Here is a 15,066-nt window from a genome sequence, read left to right as displayed (position 1 = left end):
ATCACGCTTCTACGGTGCATTAACGCTACCGTTAACGTTCACGGCGGTGCCCTTTCTCCCCGGGAGTCGCTTATGCAGTCGCTGAGCCGTGCCCTCACCGTGCTCGCGGAACTGAACCGCGAGGATCGCGCGTACGGCGTGACCGAGCTCGCCGTCACCGTCGGCCTGCACAAGAGCACCGTCCACCGCATCCTCGCGACCTTCTGCGACCACGGCCTGGCCGACCGCGTCGACGACCACCGCTACACCGCCCGTGACGGCCTCGCCGCCCTCCGCACGACCCACCGCCGAGCAGGCCCGGAGCACTCGCTGGCCGATCTCGGCGATCGGCTCGGCCGCCTGGTCGTCCTCGCGAAGCCGTTGCCGAAGAGCATCGGGACAGTCCTGCAGGTCGCGGCGGTGGCCGGTAGTGGCACCGTGCTGCCCGGGCATGCGGTGTCGTTGCGGCAAAGCGCGCTCGGACGTGCCTATCTGTCCGCGTTGCCCGCTGATCAGGTCTCCGGGTCACCGGATCTGCTCGATGCTCTCCAACGGGTCCGTGCCACCGGCTTCGCGCACAACGCCCGGCCGGTCGCGTCGCTGCCGCGAATGGTCGCCGTACCGGTGCGTTCGAGCGACGGGACGTGCGCCGGCGCGCTGGGTGCGGAGTTGATCCAGCCGGGCTCGGTGGACGAGGTGCGGCGTGTGGTGTCGGTACTGCGGAGCGGCGTCTGATGGGGGCGTACGTCGTCCGGCGGCTGTTCTTCTCGCTCTTCGTGCTGTGGGGCGCCGTCACGATCATCTTCGTCGTACTGCGGCTCGTGCCCGGCGACCCGGCGTACATCATGCTCGGGCCCGACGCCGACCAGGCGCAGGTCGCCGCACTGCGGGCGCAGCTCGGTCTCGACCACTCGCTCATCCAGCAGTACGCGACGTACCTGGCGAACGTCGTACACCTGGACTTCGGGCAGTCGTTCCGGCTGAACGCGGACTCGATGAGCCTCGTCCTGCAACGCGTTCCGGCCACGATCCAGCTGGCTTCGACCGCGCTGCTGTTGTCCTTGCTGATCGGCCTGCCGCTCGGCGTGATCGCGGCGCTGCGGGCGCACAGCTGGGTGGACCGCGCGATCTCGGTGTTCTCGCTGATGGGCCAGTCGACGCCGTCGTTCTGGTTGGGGATCGTGCTGATCCTGGTGTTCGCGCGCGGGCTGAAGGTGCTGCCGAGTGCCGGATCAGGAACGTGGTCGCATCTGGTCCTACCGACGATCACGCTCGCGCTGCCGTTCCTCGCGATCCTGGTGCGGCTGACGCGCAGCGGGCTGCTCGAGGTGGTGCACGAGGGGTACGTGCAGACCGCCCGGGCGAAGGGGCTCGGCGAGGGCGTCGTGGTCCTCGTGCATGCGTTGCGGAACGCGCTGATCCCGATCGTGACCGTGGTCGGGCTGCAGTTCGGGGCGTTGCTCGGCGGCACGGTGATCGTCGAGACCGTGTTCGCGTGGCCCGGGGTCGGGCGGTTGCTGATCGACTCGATCGGGCGCCGCGACTACGGCGTTGTCCAGGCCTCGATCTTGCTGGTGGCAACGATCTTCGTGGTGATCAATCTGCTCGTGGACCTGCTCTACGGCTTCCTGGACCCGCGGGTCCGTCTGGCTGGTGACTGAACGATGACTGCTGAGATCTCGCTCGCCGAACCCCGGGTTGCGGTCCGGCGCCGTACCAGGGCCGGGTCGGCCCGGATCCGGTTCGGGCTGGTGGTGATCGCGGTGTACGTCGTGGCCGCGGTGATCGGGCCGTGGCTGATCCGGTACAACCCGGTCGACACCCGGACCGCGGACCGGCTGAAGCCGCCGTTCACCCGGCTGTCCGACGGGTCGTACGCGATCTTCGGCACCGACCAGGTCGGGCAGGACCTGTTCGCCCAGATGTTGCAGGGGGCAAGGATCTCGATCGCGGTCGGACTGGCGACACTGCTGCTGGCCGGAACGATCGGCGTGACGATCGGGCTCGCGGCCGGGTACTTCGGCGGCTGGCTGGACGGCGTACTGATGCGGCTCGCCGACATCCAGCTGGCGTTCCCGTCGATCCTGCTGGCGATCTTCATCGCCGCGTTGCTCGGTCCGTCGGTGGTGAACGTCGTAATCGTGCTCGCGGTGGCGAACTGGGTGACGTTCGCGCGGGTCGCGCGTGGTCAGGCGCTGGCGACGCGGCGACGGGAGTTCGTGGACGCGTCGCGGACGTTGGGCGCGGGGACGTGGCGGCTGATCACCCGATGCGTGCTCCCGGCCTGTGTCGCTCCGGTACTCGTCGTCGCGACGGTCGAGATCGGGCACGTGATCCTGGCCGAGGCGTCGCTGAGCTTCCTCGGACTCGGAACGCCGGCGAGTACGCCGAGCTGGGGCGTGACGATCGCGAACGGGCGCAACTACCTCGCCGATGCGTGGTGGATCTCGACCATTCCGGGGATCGCGCTGGCGTTCCTGGTGATTTCGCTCGGCGTACTGGGCGACGCGCTCCGGGACCGGTACGACCCTCGGCTGAGGAGTCTGTGATGGCTGTCTTGTTGAGTGTGCGAGACCTGCGCGTCGAGTTCAGCACCTCCGGTGGAGTGGTGACCGCGGTCGACGGAGCGTCGTTCGATGTCGGTCCCGGTGAGACCGTTGCGCTGCTGGGGGAATCGGGCAGTGGCAAGAGTGTCACCGCGCAGGCCGTGATGGGTATCGTGCCGAAGCCGGCCGGGCGGGTGTGCGGCGGATCCATCACGTACGACGACCGCGATCTGCTGGTGCCCGGTGTCGCGAAAGGCCTGCGCGGGCGGGAGATCGCGATGGTCTTCCAGGATCCGTTGAGCTCGCTGAACCCGGTGTTCCGGGTGGGCGCGCAGATCGGGGAGATGTTCCGCCGGCATCGCGGGGCGTCGCGCCGGGAGGCTCGCGCGGCGGCGCTGGAGCTGATGAAGCGGGTCGGGATCCCGGCCGCGTCGAAGCGGCTGGACGACTATCCGCACCAGTTCTCCGGCGGGATGCGGCAGCGGGTGATGATCGCGATGGCGCTCGCGCTGTCTCCACGCCTGCTGATCGCCGACGAGCCGACGACTGCCCTCGACGTCACCGTCCAGGCGCAGATCATGGATCTCCTGCGTCGGTTGCAGTCCGAGGACGGTATGTCGCTCGTACTGATCACTCACGACCTGGGCGTCGTGGCAGACGTCGCCGACCGGGTGGTCCTCCTGTACGCCGGACGGGTGGTCGAGACCGGGCCTATCCGCGAGGTCTACGAACACTGCGCTCACCCGTACACGTCCGGCCTGATGGCGTCCGTGCCCATCCTCGACGCCCCCCGCACTCGCCTGACCCCGATCCAGGGCTCACCCCCGGACCTCCTGTCCCTCCCCACCGGCTGCTCCTTCCGCCCCCGCTGCCAGTACGCCGACACCCACTGCGCCAACGAGGAGCCCGCACTCCTCCAACTCTCCCGCCGCCCCACCGGCCACCAGGCCGCCTGCCACCACCCCGAGGGAGTTCTGGCCAATGCCCACTGACCCAAACCCACCGGAGATGTTGTTGTCGGTGCGGGATCTGCACACGTCCTTCCCGCTGCGGTCGGCTGTGCTTCGGCGGACTGTGGGGGAGATACAGGCAGTGGCCGGGGTGTCTTTCGACATTCCGGCTGGGGGGACGTTGGGGTTGGTGGGGGAGTCGGGGTCGGGGAAGTCGACGGTGGCCCGGACGATCGTGGGGCTGGAGAAGGCTCGGTCGGGGAGCATCGTGTTCGACGGGGAAGAGTTGACCTCGTTGCCTCGGGCATCGATGCGGCGGGTGCGCCGGCAGCTGCAGATGATCTTTCAGGATCCGTACGCGTCGCTGAACCCGCGGGCGACCGTCGAGCAGATCGTCGCCGAGGCGTGGGAGATCCACCCGGACGTCGTACCGCGCAACCGGCATCGCGCCGAGGTACGCGAACTGCTCGAGCGGGTGGGGCTCAACCCCGACCACGCGCAGCGCTACCCGCATCAATTCTCCGGCGGACAACGGCAGCGGATCGGGATCGCCCGGGCGCTCGCCCTCAGGCCGAAGCTGGTCATCTGCGACGAGGCGGTGTCCGCGCTCGACGTATCCGTGCAGGCGCAGGTGCTCAACCTGCTGGACGATCTGCGGCGTGACCTCGGCCTCGCGTACCTGTTCATCGCACACGACCTGTCCGTCGTACGGCACATCTCGGACCGGATCGCGGTCATGTACCTCGGCCGGGTGATCGAGACCGCGTCGCAGGACGAGCTGTTCGCGCGGCCGCTGCACCCGTACACGCAGGCGCTGCTGTCCGCAGTACCGGATCCGAAGCCGTGGGACAAGCCGGCGCGGGAGCAGATCATCATCGGCGGTGACGTGCCGTCACCGGCGGATCCACCGTCCGGCTGCCGCTTCCGTACGCGGTGCTGGAAGGCCGAGGACCGCTGCGCCCACGACGATCCCGAGCTGATGACCCGCCTCGACCTGCACCCGGCCGCATGCCACTTCGCCACCGAGCTGACCGGAGCCGCCCGATGACCGAACTCGTCCTCCTCCGCCACGGCGAATCGGTCTGGAACGCCGAACTCCGCTACCAAGGTCAGCAGGGCACCGGGCTGAGCGCGCTCGGTCGGCAACAGGCAAAGGAGGCCGCCGCCTACCTGCAGTCCCTGGCCATCGACGCGATTGTCGCCAGCGATCTGCAGCGGGTGGCGGAGACGTTGCAGCCGTACGTCGACCTGCGCGGCCACCTGCCGATCCGCATCGACCAGCGGTGGCGCGAGATCGACGTCGGGACGTGGGGCGGGCGGACGTTCGCGGACGTGTACGCCGACGAGCCGGAGGTTGTGAACGCCTTCAAACGTGGCGAAGACGTGGCTCGCGGGGGCGGTGAGACCTTCCGGCAACTGCGCGCCCGGGTGTGGGAGGCGGTACGGGACATCTCGGCTGACGGCGCGCAGCGGGTGCTGGTGGTGACGCATGGCGGGCCGATTCGGGTGGCGGCGGCGTCGGCGCTGAGATTGCCGCCGGGAGGCGAAGTACTGCTCGATCCGCCCGAGAACTGTTCGCTCACCACCCTCCACCTCGACGGACTCACGTCGTACAACGTGCCTACCTGGATGGACCGATGACCTTCACCTTCGTGGCGATGACCTACAACCTGTGGGCGGACTTCCACCTCGACCAGCGGCGGGACGCGATCGAGAGCCTCTTCACGATCCGCCCGCCGGACCTGCTCGCCGTACAGGAGCTGCGACCGGTCACCCGCAAGCTCCTGGACGACGTAATGCCCGAGCATGACCGCATCGACGGCACTGCCGGCTGGGAGACGCAGAGCAACCTGTGGTGGCGCCGTGATCTGTTCACCTACCTCGAGCACGGCTCGGAGGACGTCGGCATCCTGTCGCCGGACGCGAAGCTCTTCTGGGTCAAGCTGCGGACCACAACGGGCGCCGACCTGATCTTCAGTACGGCGCACCTCACCTGGCCCGGCCACCCGGACGAACGCACCGACCACGTCAACCGCCGGATCGCGCAGGCCCGGGCGATCGGGGAAGCGCTCGAACGGCTGGCAGGCGAGGGCGCCTGCTTGTTCACCGTCGACATCAACGACATCGGCCCACCGCAGTGGGAGCTCGGGAACGCCGGGTTCCTGGACAGTTTCACCGCCCTCGGCCGGCACTCACCGGTGACCCATCCGGTCGTGCCGACGGTCGCCACCGGCCCTATCGGGACCAGGTTGTCTCCGCTCGCCTCACCACCCAAGGCAATCGACTGGATCTTCGCCCGCGGCCCGCTCGCCGCCCGGTCCAGCGAGGTCGTCGACTTCTTCCACGACGGCCGCGCCCCCTCCGACCACTACCCGGTCGTCGCCACCTACACGTACCACCCCTGAGGAGAACCCTGTGTTGAGGAAGCGATTCACGGCGGCGGTCGCCGTCGTCGCACTGGCGGCGCTGAGCGCGTGCTCGCCCGCCAGTGAACCGACCAGCAGCGGCGGTGACCAGGTCCTGCGGTACGCGCCGGCGATGTTCCCGGTGTCGCTGGACACCTACAAGTACGCCGGTGAGGAGAGCGTCCAGACCACGATCCAGCAGGTCATGGAACCGCTGGTCCGGGTCGACGACGGCAAGATCGTCCCGGTGCTGGCCACGTCGTGGACGAACCCGGATCCGAACACGTGGATCTTCAAGCTCCGCTCGGGCGTGAAGTTCTCCGACGGTACGCCGTTCACCGCGAAGGACGTGGTCGCGTCGTACCAGCGGCACCAGAAGCTCGATGGTCCGCTCGTACCGCTGTACTCGACGGTGACGTCGTTCGCGGCGACCGACGACCAGACCGTGACGGTGAAGACCAGCAAGCCGCTCGGCACGTTGCTGAGCTCGCTGACGCTGCTGTTCATCGGGCCGGCGGACAAGCTCAACACCGACGGGTTCTTCAACAAGCCGATCGGGACCGGGCCGTTCACGGTCACGTCGTTCCAGCCCGACGAGAAGCTCGAGCTGGCCGCGAACCCGACGTACTGGGACGGTGCGCCGAAGCTGAGCAAGCTCGAGTTCGTCAACATCCCCGAGGTCGCCGGGCGGATCACCGCGCTGGAGAACGGCGAGGTCGACGTACTGACGCAGATCCCGCCGGACCAGGTCGGATCGGTCAAAGGGAGCGACGCGATCAGCTATTCGACCACGCCGAGCTGGACGTACTACTTCGACTGGTTCAACGCCAACCGGAAGCCGTTCAACGACAAGCGGGTCCGGCAGGCGATGTGGCACGCGCTCAACCTCGACGGGACCGTCAAGGACCTCTTCGGTGACCTCGCCACGGTCGCGCAGGCGCCGCTGGCCCAGGGCGTGATCGGTGCGCCGAAGCTCTCGCCGTACAGCTACGACCCGGCGAAGGCAAAGCAGTTGCTGGCGGAGGCCGGGTACCCGAACGGGTTCACGACCTCGATGCAGTGGCCGCTCGAAGGCGGGCCGAACATCCGCGCGCTGGCGCAGGCGATGATCTCGGACTGGGCGAAGATCGGCGTCACGGTCAAGCCGCTGGAGAAGGAACGCGCCCAATGGCTGGAGGACTTCGGCAAGCTCAACTGGGACATGAACCTGCAGACCAACGTGACCGGCACCGGTGACGCCGACTACACGCTGGCCCGGCTGTACGTCTGCTCCGCCAAACGCAACGGCTACTGCAACCCGGCGGTCGACAAGCTGCTGCTCGACGCCCGCTCGTCGGTCGACCAGGCCGCGCGTCCGGAGCTCTACAAGCAAGCCGGCCAGATCCTGTGGGACGACGCGGTCGGCATCTTCCCCGCCGACCTGGCCTCGAACGCCGCCGTCCGGTCCCGGGTCCAGAACTTCGTGATGCCGCCGAGCGGCCGCCCGCTCTTCGCGAAGGTGAGCGTCTCGGGCGGCTGACCGGATCCCCGGGCCATCACAACTGACGCCGTCCTCGCGACTTCACGGTCGCGGGGGCGGCGTTCGCACGATCGCGATGGCCTGGCGATCCGCATTCGATCGTGGTCCAAGGGGTTGACGGGTTGGACAGGCGCGGTCTAGCGTCCGGGAAATCGATTACTCGCCCCGGATCGAGGAGGTGTTGTCATGCACGACGCCGCTGTCCTCGTTCGGATGGCCGGGATCGGCAAGCGGTACGGCGGGGTGCGGGCGTGCCAGGACGTCGACTTCGTGCTCGGGGCCGGTGAGGTGCATGCGCTGCTCGGCGAGAACGGCGCCGGCAAGAGCACGTTGATGAAGATCCTGTCCGGTGACGTGACGGACTTCGAGGGCACGATCGAGATCAACGGCGCGCCGATCCGGTTCAGCGGGCCGACCGACGCCCAGTCCGCGGGGATCGCGATGATCCACCAGGAACTCGACCTCGTCCCCGGCCTGTCCGTCGCCGACAACATCTTCCTCGGCCGCGAACTGCGGACCAGCTTGCGAACGGTCGACCGCCGCCGGATGGAACGCGCGGCCCGCGAACTCCTCGCCCGCAGCGGCGTCAGCCTCGACCCGCGACGCCCGGTCGGCGAGCTCCGTGTCGGCGAGCAGCAACTCGTCACGATCGCGAAGGCGATCTCCCTCGACGCCCGCGTGCTGATCATGGACGAGCCGACGTCCGCGCTCACCAGCTCCGAGGTCGAGCGCCTCTTCGACGTGATCCGCGAGCTGCGGCAGAGCGGCGTCGGCATCGTCTACATCTCCCACCGGATGGAGGAGATCGCGAAGGTCGCCGATCGCGCCACGGTGCTCCGCAACGGCCGGATCGTCACCAGCTTCGACCCACGCAGCCGCAGTACGGCGGAAGTCGTCGAGGCGATGGTCGGCCGCCCGGTACAGACCATGTTCACCACTCCCGACGCCGACACCGGCGACGAACTGCTGCGCGTCGAACAGCTGGCTCTGAAACCGCGCCGCCCGCGTCCCGGTCGCCGCGACCCCGACGGCATCAGCCTCACGGTCCGCTCCGGCGAGATCGTCGGCCTGGCCGGCCTGCTGGGTGCAGGCCGGACCGAACTCCTCGAGACCCTGTACGGCGTCGCACCCGGCGGTACCCGAACCGGCCGGATCCTCCTGCAGGGCAAGCCGATCCGCTTCCGCGGGCCGCGCCAGGCCCTTGCCCAGGGCATCGGATTCGTGCCCGAGGACCGGCGTGCGTCCGGGCTCGTGCTGTTCCACTCGATCCTCGCGAACACTGTCGTCTCGAGCCTGCCGACGTACGGGCGTCTCGGGGTGATCGCCCGGCGGATGGAGCGCGCGGCGTCGACGAGGATGGCGGATCGGCTGCGGCTGAAGTTCGGGCGGCTGCAGGACCAGGTCGGCACGTTGTCCGGTGGCAACCAGCAGAAGGTGGTGTTCGGCCGGATGCTGCTGACCGAGCCACGACTGCTCCTGCTGGACGAGCCGACCCGCGGGGTCGATGTGGGCGCGAAGGCCGAGATCTACCGCCTGCTCGGCGAGCTGGCCGCCCAGGGTCTCGGCGTACTGCTGGCGTCGTCCGAGCTCCCGGAATTGGTCGGTGTCTGCGACCGCGTCGTCGTCCTGCGCGACGGCCGCGACGTCGCGTCGTTCAGTACGGCGCACTCGGGCGAGGGCGATCTGCTCGCGGCGGCGATGGGACAAGGCGAGGTCGGAGGAGCGCAATGACCGACGTACAGGACAAGGTAGTGACGACGGAGAACACGTCCGTGGTCGCGACACTCTTCCGGTTCCAGAGTGTGTTCGGGCTGATCGCGGTGTTCATCGCGGCGATCATCTTCTCGCCGCGCAAGAACGGCGCGATCCTGTTCATCAGCGCCGACAACCTCGCGAACGTGGTCCGGGCGGTGTCCGAGATCGGGATCATCGCGGTCGGCATGACGTTCGTGATCCTGATCGGCGGTATCGACCTGTCGGTCGGCGCGGTCCTCGGGCTCGCAGCGGTCGGCTCGGCCGTGCTCATGGTCGAGGACAACTGGGGATTCCTGCCGTCGGTCCTGGTCGTGCTCGTGATCGGCCTGCTGTTCGGCGCCTTGCAGGGGATCGCGACGGCGATGATCGGGATCCAGTCGTTCATCGTCACGCTGGCCGGTCTGCAGATAGCCCGCGGACTGGCCCGGATCTGGTCCGGCGGGCAGGGTGTCGCGATCGCGTACGGCGACGGGCCGAACGAGGCGCCGGCGTCCTTCGCGCTGCTCGGCGAGCGGACCTTCGGCGGTCTGGTGCCGATCCCGGTGATCATCTTCGCGGTGGTCGCGATCGCCGCGGTGGTGTTCCTCCGCGTGAGCGCGTTCTCCCGGCACCTGTACGCCGTCGGCGGCAACGAGAAGGCTGCGCGGCTGTCCGGCGTACCGGTGGTGCGGGTGAAGGTCGCGGTGTTCGCGATCTGCGGCCTGCTCGCCTCGCTGGCCGGCATCGTGCACGCCGTACAGCTCAACCAGGGCAGCCCGAACGACGGACTCGGGTACGAGCTCGACGCGATCGCCGCGGTCGTGATCGGCGGCACCAGTCTGGCCGGTGGCCGCGGTTCGGTGGCCGGGACCGTCGCGGGCGCGCTGCTGCTCGGCGTACTGAACAACATCCTTGCCCTGAACAACATCGACTCCAACATCCAGCTCCTGATCAAGGGACTGGTCATCGTTGCCGCCGCCGCGCTGCAGCGACTCCGCCCCACCTCGTAAGGAAGGCTCTGTCATGCGTTCACTGAAGTTGCCGATCACAACCGCCGCGGTCGCCGCCCTGGTGCTGGCCGGCTGTGGTACGACGAACGAACGGACCTCGGGCAGTGCCTCGCCCGGATCGTCGAAGTCCTGTAAAGGGGCTGATGGCAAGTACACGATCGGGATGAGCCAGGCGAACGTGGCCGAGCCGTACCGGCAGCGGATGGACGACGACATCAAGGCCGCGGCCAAGGACGTGCCGCAGTTCGACGTGAAGTTCGCGGACGCGGCGCAGGACAACGCCAAGCAGGTCGCGGACGTGGAGAACTACATCACCCAGCAGATCGATCTGCTGATCATCAGCCCGAACGAGGCCAAGCCGCTGACCGCGGTGGTGAAGAAGGCCTACGACAAGGGCATCCCGGTGATCGTGCTGGACCGCAAGGTCGAGGGGGACGCGTACACCGGGTTCATCGGCGGGGACAACGTGCAGATCGGGCGCGAGGCCGGGAAGTACATCGCGGAGAAGCTGCTGCCGCAGGGCGGGAACGTGGTGGAGCTGAAGGGGCTGGCCGGGGCGACCCCGCAGGCCGAGCGGCACGAGGGGTTCGTCGAGGGGATCAAGGGCAACCCCAAGGTCAAGGTGATCGCGGCCGCGAGCGGTGACTGGTTGCGGGAGAAGGGCCAGTCGCAGATGGACGCGTTGCTGAAGGCGAACCCGAAGATCGACGTGGTGTTCTCGCACAACGACCCGATGGCCGAGGGCGCGTACCTGGCCGCGAAGGCGGTCGGCCGTGAGAAGGAGATGAAGTTCACCGGCATCGACGCGCTGCCGATCCCGTCCGGCGGTATCAAGGCGGTCGAGCAGGGCCGGCTGTCGGCCACCTTCACCTATCCCACCAACGGCAAGGAAGCGATCGCCGCGGCCAAGAAGATCCTCGTCGACTGCGGCACCATCGAGAAGTCGCAGACGCTGCCGACCCGGCTGATCGACCCGACCAACGCCGCGAAGATCTACGCCGAGGAGAACCCGGCCGGCTGAGAGCTGGCTCGCTCGATCAGGCGCGCGCCGAGGGTGGTCGCCGTTGCCGGGCGGGTGTTGTCGGCGATCCTCGCCAGCAGCAGCCGCGCCGCGACGGCGCCGATCTCGTACGCCGGTTGAGCGACGACGGACAGCGGCGGGTCGACCAGCTCCGCCCAGGGGGCGTCGTCGAACGCGACCAGGCCGACGTCGCTGCCCGCCCGCAGACCGCGTTCCCGCAGGGCTTGCAGTACGCCGACTGCCATGGCGTTGTTCGCGATCAGCAAGGCGTCGGGTGGCTCCGGCTGGGACAGCAGGTCCAGGGCGGCGCGATGAGCACCCGCGGCTTTGTACTCGGTCCGCCGCACCAATCTGGTACGACGCTTGGCAGCTTTCAGCGCGTCGCGATAACCGGCGAGGCGATCATCGGCGGTGCGTACGCCGGTCGGGCCCGTGATGCACCCGATCCGCTCGTAGCCCTGGGCAACCAGATGCGCGGTCGCCTCGCGGGCCGCGAGCCGGGTGTCGACCAGTACGACGTCGCTGTCCTGCCCTGGCAACGGACGGTCCACCGCGACGTACGCCGTACCTCGCCCGGCCAGCTTGGCGACCGACGTCGTGGAGCCGCTCGGGGACAGGATGACGCCGGCGACGCGCTCCTGGATCGCGATGTCGAGGTAGCGGTTCTCCTTCTCCGCGCTCTCGTCGGAGTTGCACAGGACGACGGAGTACCCGACCTCGTGCGCGACATCCTCCACCCCACGGGCGATCGCGGTGAAGAACGGGTTCTCCACGTCGGAGATGATCAGCGCGACCACCGCGGCCTCCTGGCGGCGCAGGTTCCGCGCCGGGCCGTTCGGCTGGTAGCCGAGCTCGGCGGCGGCGGTCCGGACCCGCTCGGCCAGCTCCGGGTCGACGGTCGGTTTCCCGTTCAGCGCCCGCGAGACGGTCGCCGTCGACACCCCGGCCCGCGCCGCCACGTCGCTGATAGTCGGCACCTGTCAAACCTCCTCGCTGACCGAACAGTAACCGCTCGAGTAATGGATTACCCAGACCTGCGTGATGCACTTTACGTACGTAACCTCGGGGCATTACCAGTAGCGTGAGAGGATCACCCGCGTGACTGCCTTGCCGAGTGTTTCGTACTCCATCACCGTTCGCCTCGAGGTGCCCGCGGGTGGCTCGACGGTGAGCAAGCTGACGACCGCGGTCGAGCAGGCCGGCGGTCTGGTCACCGCGCTCGACGTGACCGCGTCCGGCCACGAGCGACTGCGGATCGACGTCACCTGCGCCGCCGCCGACACCGAGCACGCCGGCCGGCTGGTCGAGGCGATGCGGGCCGTGCCGGGCGTCGAGATCGGCCGGGTCTCGGACCGGACCTTCCTGATGCACCTCGGCGGCAAGATCTCGATGGAGGCCAAGCACCCCATCCGCAACCGTGACGACCTGTCGATGATCTACACGCCGGGTGTCGCGCGGGTCTGCCTGGCGATCGCGAACAACCCCGACGACGCGCGCCGGCTGACCATCAAGCGCAACAGCGTCGCGGTCGTCACCGATGGTTCCGCCGTCCTCGGCCTCGGCAACATCGGCCCGAAGGCCGCGCTGCCGGTGATGGAGGGCAAGGCCGCGCTGTTCAAGCGGTTCGCCGGGATCGACGCGTGGCCGCTGTGCCTGGACACCCAGGACCCGGACGCGATCGTCCAGATCGTCAAGGCGATCGCCCCCGGATTCGCCGGCATCAACCTGGAAGACATCTCCGCGCCCCGCTGCTTCGAGATCGAGGCCCGGCTGCGCGAGGAGCTCGACATCCCGGTCTTCCACGACGACCAGCACGGTACGGCGGTCGTCGTCCTGGCCGCGCTCTACAACGCGCTGCGCGTGGTCAGCAAAGACATCACGAACGTGCGGGTCGTGCTGTCCGGCGCCGGCGCGGCCGGTACGGCGATCCTCAAGCTGCTGCTCGCCGCCGGGGTCAAGGACGCCGTCGTCGCGGACGTCGACGGAGTGATCCACACCGAGCGCGAGGGCCTGTCGCCGGAGCTGCGCTGGATCGCGGAGAACACCAACGCCGCGAGGTACAGCGGGAACCTGAAGGGTGCGCTGGCCGGCGCCGACGTCTTCATCGGCGTGTCCGCGCCGAACATCCTCGACGGCGCCGACATCGCCACGATGAACGAGGACTCGATCGTGTTCGCGCTGGCGAACCCGGTGCCCGAGGTCGACCCGGGCGAGTCCGGCGAGCACGCGGCCGTGGTCGCGACCGGCCGCAGCGACTACCCGAACCAGATCAACAACGTGCTGGTCTTCCCGGGTGTCTTCCGCGGTCTGCTCGACGCGCAGTCGTCGAAGGTCTCGGTCGAGATGGAGCTGGCCGCCGCGAAGGCGCTGGCCGGTGTCGTCACGGACGAGGAGCTGAACGCGGCGTACATCGTGCCGAGCGTCTTCCACCCGGAGGTGCACACGCGGGTCGCGCACGCGGTCCGCGACGCCGCCGGCGGCAAGGCCCCGGCGCACGAGAACTACCCGGACGACACCCCGGCGTGACCGTGCCGGTGGTGGAGAAGACAAGGCCCGGCCTGACGGTCTGGCTCTGGCGGATCGCGTTCGTCGCGGCGGTGGCGTTGCAGCTGTACGGCGTCTACTCGCCGCGTGAGGCGGGCCCGCACATCGGGTTCCCGCAGATCGACAAGATCGCGCACTGCTTCCTGTTCGCGGCGGTCGCGTTCACCGGGCTGAAGGTCGGGATCCCGGCGCGCTGGTTGCTCGGAGCACTGGCGGCGAACGCAGTGGTCAGTGAGCTGGTGCAGCACTGGCTGCTGCCGCAGCGCGACGGGGACCCGCTCGATGCGCTCGCCGACCTGGTCGGGGTCGCCCTGGGCACGTGGATCGGCCTCAGAACTCGCAGCAGGGCGAACCGGCGTACGCCATGATGGGGGTATGACGGTCTCGACCCTGACCGGATCGCTGCTGGTGGCGACCCCGTTGCTCGACGAACCGCCCTTCCGCCGGTCGGTGATCCTGCTGCTGGACCACGACGACGACGGCGCACTGGGGGTGGTGGTGAACCGCGCCGCCGACCTCGCGGTGGACCGGGTGCTGCCCGACTGGTCGACGGCGGTGGACGAGCCCGGCGTGCTGTTTATGGGCGGGCCGGTCGGCACCGACAGCGCCCTCGCGGTCGCCGAGGTGGTCGAGGCCACCGACCCGCCGGGCTGGCGGGAGTGCTTCGGCCGGATCGGGCTGGTCGACCTCGACGTACCGCCGGTACTGCTGGAGGGCGCGATCAGCCGCATGCGGATCTTCGCCGGGTACGCCGGCTGGTCCAGCGGTCAGCTCGAGGGCGAGATCGCCGAGGGCGCCTGGTACGTCGTGGAGTCCGTCCCGGAGGACGTGTTCGGCGACGACCCGGACACGCTGTGGCGCCGGGTCCTGCGCCGCCAGAACGACCAGCTGGCCTACCTGGCGACGTACCCCGACGACCCGTCGATGAACTAGCGGGTCCTACTCGCCGCCACCGTCGCCGTCGCCGCCCTTGCCGCCGCCCTTGCCGCCGCCCGGGTTCAGCGAGGCCCAGATCTCCTTGCACTCCGGACAGACCGGGAAACGCTCCGGATCGCGGCTCGGCACCCACACCTTGCCGCACAGGGCCACCACCGGCGTGCCCATCACCATCGCCTCGGTCAGCTTGTCCTTCGGCACGTAGTGCGAGAACCGCTCGTGGTCCCCACCCTCCAGCGGCTGCGTCCGCTCATCGACAACCGTCTCCGCACCCGGGGTCAGCTGAGTACTCATAACCCCGAGTGTAAGACGTCCCCCCAGCCGACCCGGACTTTTCCACAGACTGCCCGTACCCCGACATGCCGTACGACGGTTGTCACGTCTGTCAGGTAACGTTCCTGCACGGCCGACAGTCGACTATC

The 15,066-nt window shown here is 68.9% G+C and carries 16 protein-coding genes; 14 read left to right on the top strand and 2 right to left on the bottom strand.

Going from position 1 to position 15,066, the window contains the following annotated elements:
* The first annotated feature begins 72 nt into the window (after window positions 1-72).
* From ACIA58_RS28040 to ACIA58_RS27990, 11 genes are all read left to right on the top strand, one after another.
* Window positions 73-714 (top strand): helix-turn-helix domain-containing protein, encoded by a 642-nt coding sequence (locus tag ACIA58_RS28040; RefSeq protein ID WP_396406779.1) that lies wholly within the window; start codon window positions 73-75, stop codon window positions 712-714.
* Window positions 714-1,640, top strand: a complete 927-nt coding sequence (nikB, locus tag ACIA58_RS28035; protein WP_396406778.1) for a nickel ABC transporter permease — start codon at window positions 714-716, stop codon at window positions 1,638-1,640. Before ACIA58_RS28040 ends, nikB begins: the two co-directional genes overlap by 1 nt.
* A 3-nt stretch (window positions 1,641-1,643) precedes the next feature.
* Window positions 1,644-2,528 (top strand): ABC transporter permease, encoded by an 885-nt coding sequence (locus ACIA58_RS28030; RefSeq protein ID WP_396406777.1) that lies wholly within the window; start codon window positions 1,644-1,646, stop codon window positions 2,526-2,528.
* Complete coding sequence (locus ACIA58_RS28025; protein WP_396406776.1) at window positions 2,528-3,517, top strand: ABC transporter ATP-binding protein; 990 nt, start codon at window positions 2,528-2,530, stop codon at window positions 3,515-3,517. Before ACIA58_RS28030 ends, ACIA58_RS28025 begins: the two co-directional genes overlap by 1 nt.
* On the top strand, window positions 3,507-4,523 hold the full coding sequence (locus ACIA58_RS28020; protein WP_396406775.1) for an ABC transporter ATP-binding protein: 1,017 nt from the start codon (window positions 3,507-3,509) through the stop codon (window positions 4,521-4,523). The genes ACIA58_RS28025 and ACIA58_RS28020 overlap by 11 nt, the downstream gene beginning before the upstream one ends.
* Entirely contained in the window at window positions 4,520-5,116 is a 597-nt protein-coding gene (locus ACIA58_RS28015; protein ID WP_396406774.1) for a histidine phosphatase family protein, read from the top strand. The genes ACIA58_RS28020 and ACIA58_RS28015 overlap by 4 nt, the downstream gene beginning before the upstream one ends.
* The gene (locus ACIA58_RS28010) at window positions 5,113-5,880 is read left to right on the top strand and encodes a hypothetical protein (RefSeq protein WP_396406773.1); all 768 of its coding nucleotides are present in this window, start codon (window positions 5,113-5,115) and stop codon (window positions 5,878-5,880) included. The genes ACIA58_RS28015 and ACIA58_RS28010 overlap by 4 nt, the downstream gene beginning before the upstream one ends.
* A gap of 10 nt (window positions 5,881-5,890) precedes the next feature.
* A complete protein-coding gene (locus tag ACIA58_RS28005) occupies window positions 5,891-7,399 on the top strand; it encodes an ABC transporter substrate-binding protein (RefSeq protein WP_396406772.1) in 1,509 nt (502 codons plus the stop codon).
* Window positions 7,400-7,585: 186 nt separating this feature from the next.
* Window positions 7,586-9,130, top strand: a complete 1,545-nt coding sequence (locus ACIA58_RS28000) for a sugar ABC transporter ATP-binding protein (protein WP_396406771.1) — start codon at window positions 7,586-7,588, stop codon at window positions 9,128-9,130.
* Window positions 9,127-10,143: an ABC transporter permease gene (locus ACIA58_RS27995; RefSeq protein WP_396406770.1), complete on the top strand. Its 1,017-nt coding sequence runs from the start codon at window positions 9,127-9,129 to the stop codon at window positions 10,141-10,143. Before ACIA58_RS28000 ends, ACIA58_RS27995 begins: the two co-directional genes overlap by 4 nt.
* A 13-nt stretch (window positions 10,144-10,156) precedes the next feature.
* The gene (locus ACIA58_RS27990; protein ID WP_396406769.1) at window positions 10,157-11,164 is read left to right on the top strand and encodes a substrate-binding domain-containing protein; all 1,008 of its coding nucleotides are present in this window, start codon (window positions 10,157-10,159) and stop codon (window positions 11,162-11,164) included.
* Here ACIA58_RS27990 and ACIA58_RS27985 read toward each other — a convergent pair.
* A complete protein-coding gene (locus tag ACIA58_RS27985; protein ID WP_396406768.1) occupies window positions 11,137-12,141 on the bottom strand; it encodes a LacI family DNA-binding transcriptional regulator in 1,005 nt (334 codons plus the stop codon). The genes ACIA58_RS27990 and ACIA58_RS27985 overlap by 28 nt on opposite strands.
* Before the next feature lie 121 nt (window positions 12,142-12,262).
* Here ACIA58_RS27985 and ACIA58_RS27980 point away from each other — a divergent pair, with 121 nt between their 5' ends.
* The 3 genes from ACIA58_RS27980 to ACIA58_RS27970 are packed head-to-tail and all read left to right on the top strand — an operon-like array spanning window position 12,263 to window position 14,641.
* A complete protein-coding gene (locus ACIA58_RS27980) occupies window positions 12,263-13,690 on the top strand; it encodes an NAD-dependent malic enzyme (protein WP_396406767.1) in 1,428 nt (475 codons plus the stop codon).
* An 11-nt stretch (window positions 13,691-13,701) separates the two neighbouring features.
* A complete protein-coding gene (locus ACIA58_RS27975; protein ID WP_396406766.1) occupies window positions 13,702-14,076 on the top strand; it encodes a VanZ family protein in 375 nt (124 codons plus the stop codon).
* Window positions 14,077-14,083: 7 nt separating this feature from the next.
* The gene (locus tag ACIA58_RS27970; RefSeq protein ID WP_396406765.1) at window positions 14,084-14,641 is read left to right on the top strand and encodes a YqgE/AlgH family protein; all 558 of its coding nucleotides are present in this window, start codon (window positions 14,084-14,086) and stop codon (window positions 14,639-14,641) included.
* A 6-nt stretch (window positions 14,642-14,647) separates the two neighbouring features.
* Here the strand turns inward: ACIA58_RS27970 and ACIA58_RS27965 are convergent, their stop codons facing one another.
* The gene (locus ACIA58_RS27965) at window positions 14,648-14,938 is read right to left on the bottom strand and encodes a DUF3039 domain-containing protein (RefSeq protein WP_396406764.1); all 291 of its coding nucleotides are present in this window, start codon (window positions 14,936-14,938) and stop codon (window positions 14,648-14,650) included.
* Window positions 14,939-15,066 lie beyond the last annotated feature (128 nt).

Source organism: Kribbella sp. NPDC051586, from assembly GCF_044453965.1.
In the GTDB taxonomy this organism is placed as follows: domain Bacteria; phylum Actinomycetota; class Actinomycetes; order Propionibacteriales; family Kribbellaceae; genus Kribbella.
Note: the sequence above shows the minus strand (reverse complement) of the source record. Positions and strands in the feature narration are given on the sequence as shown.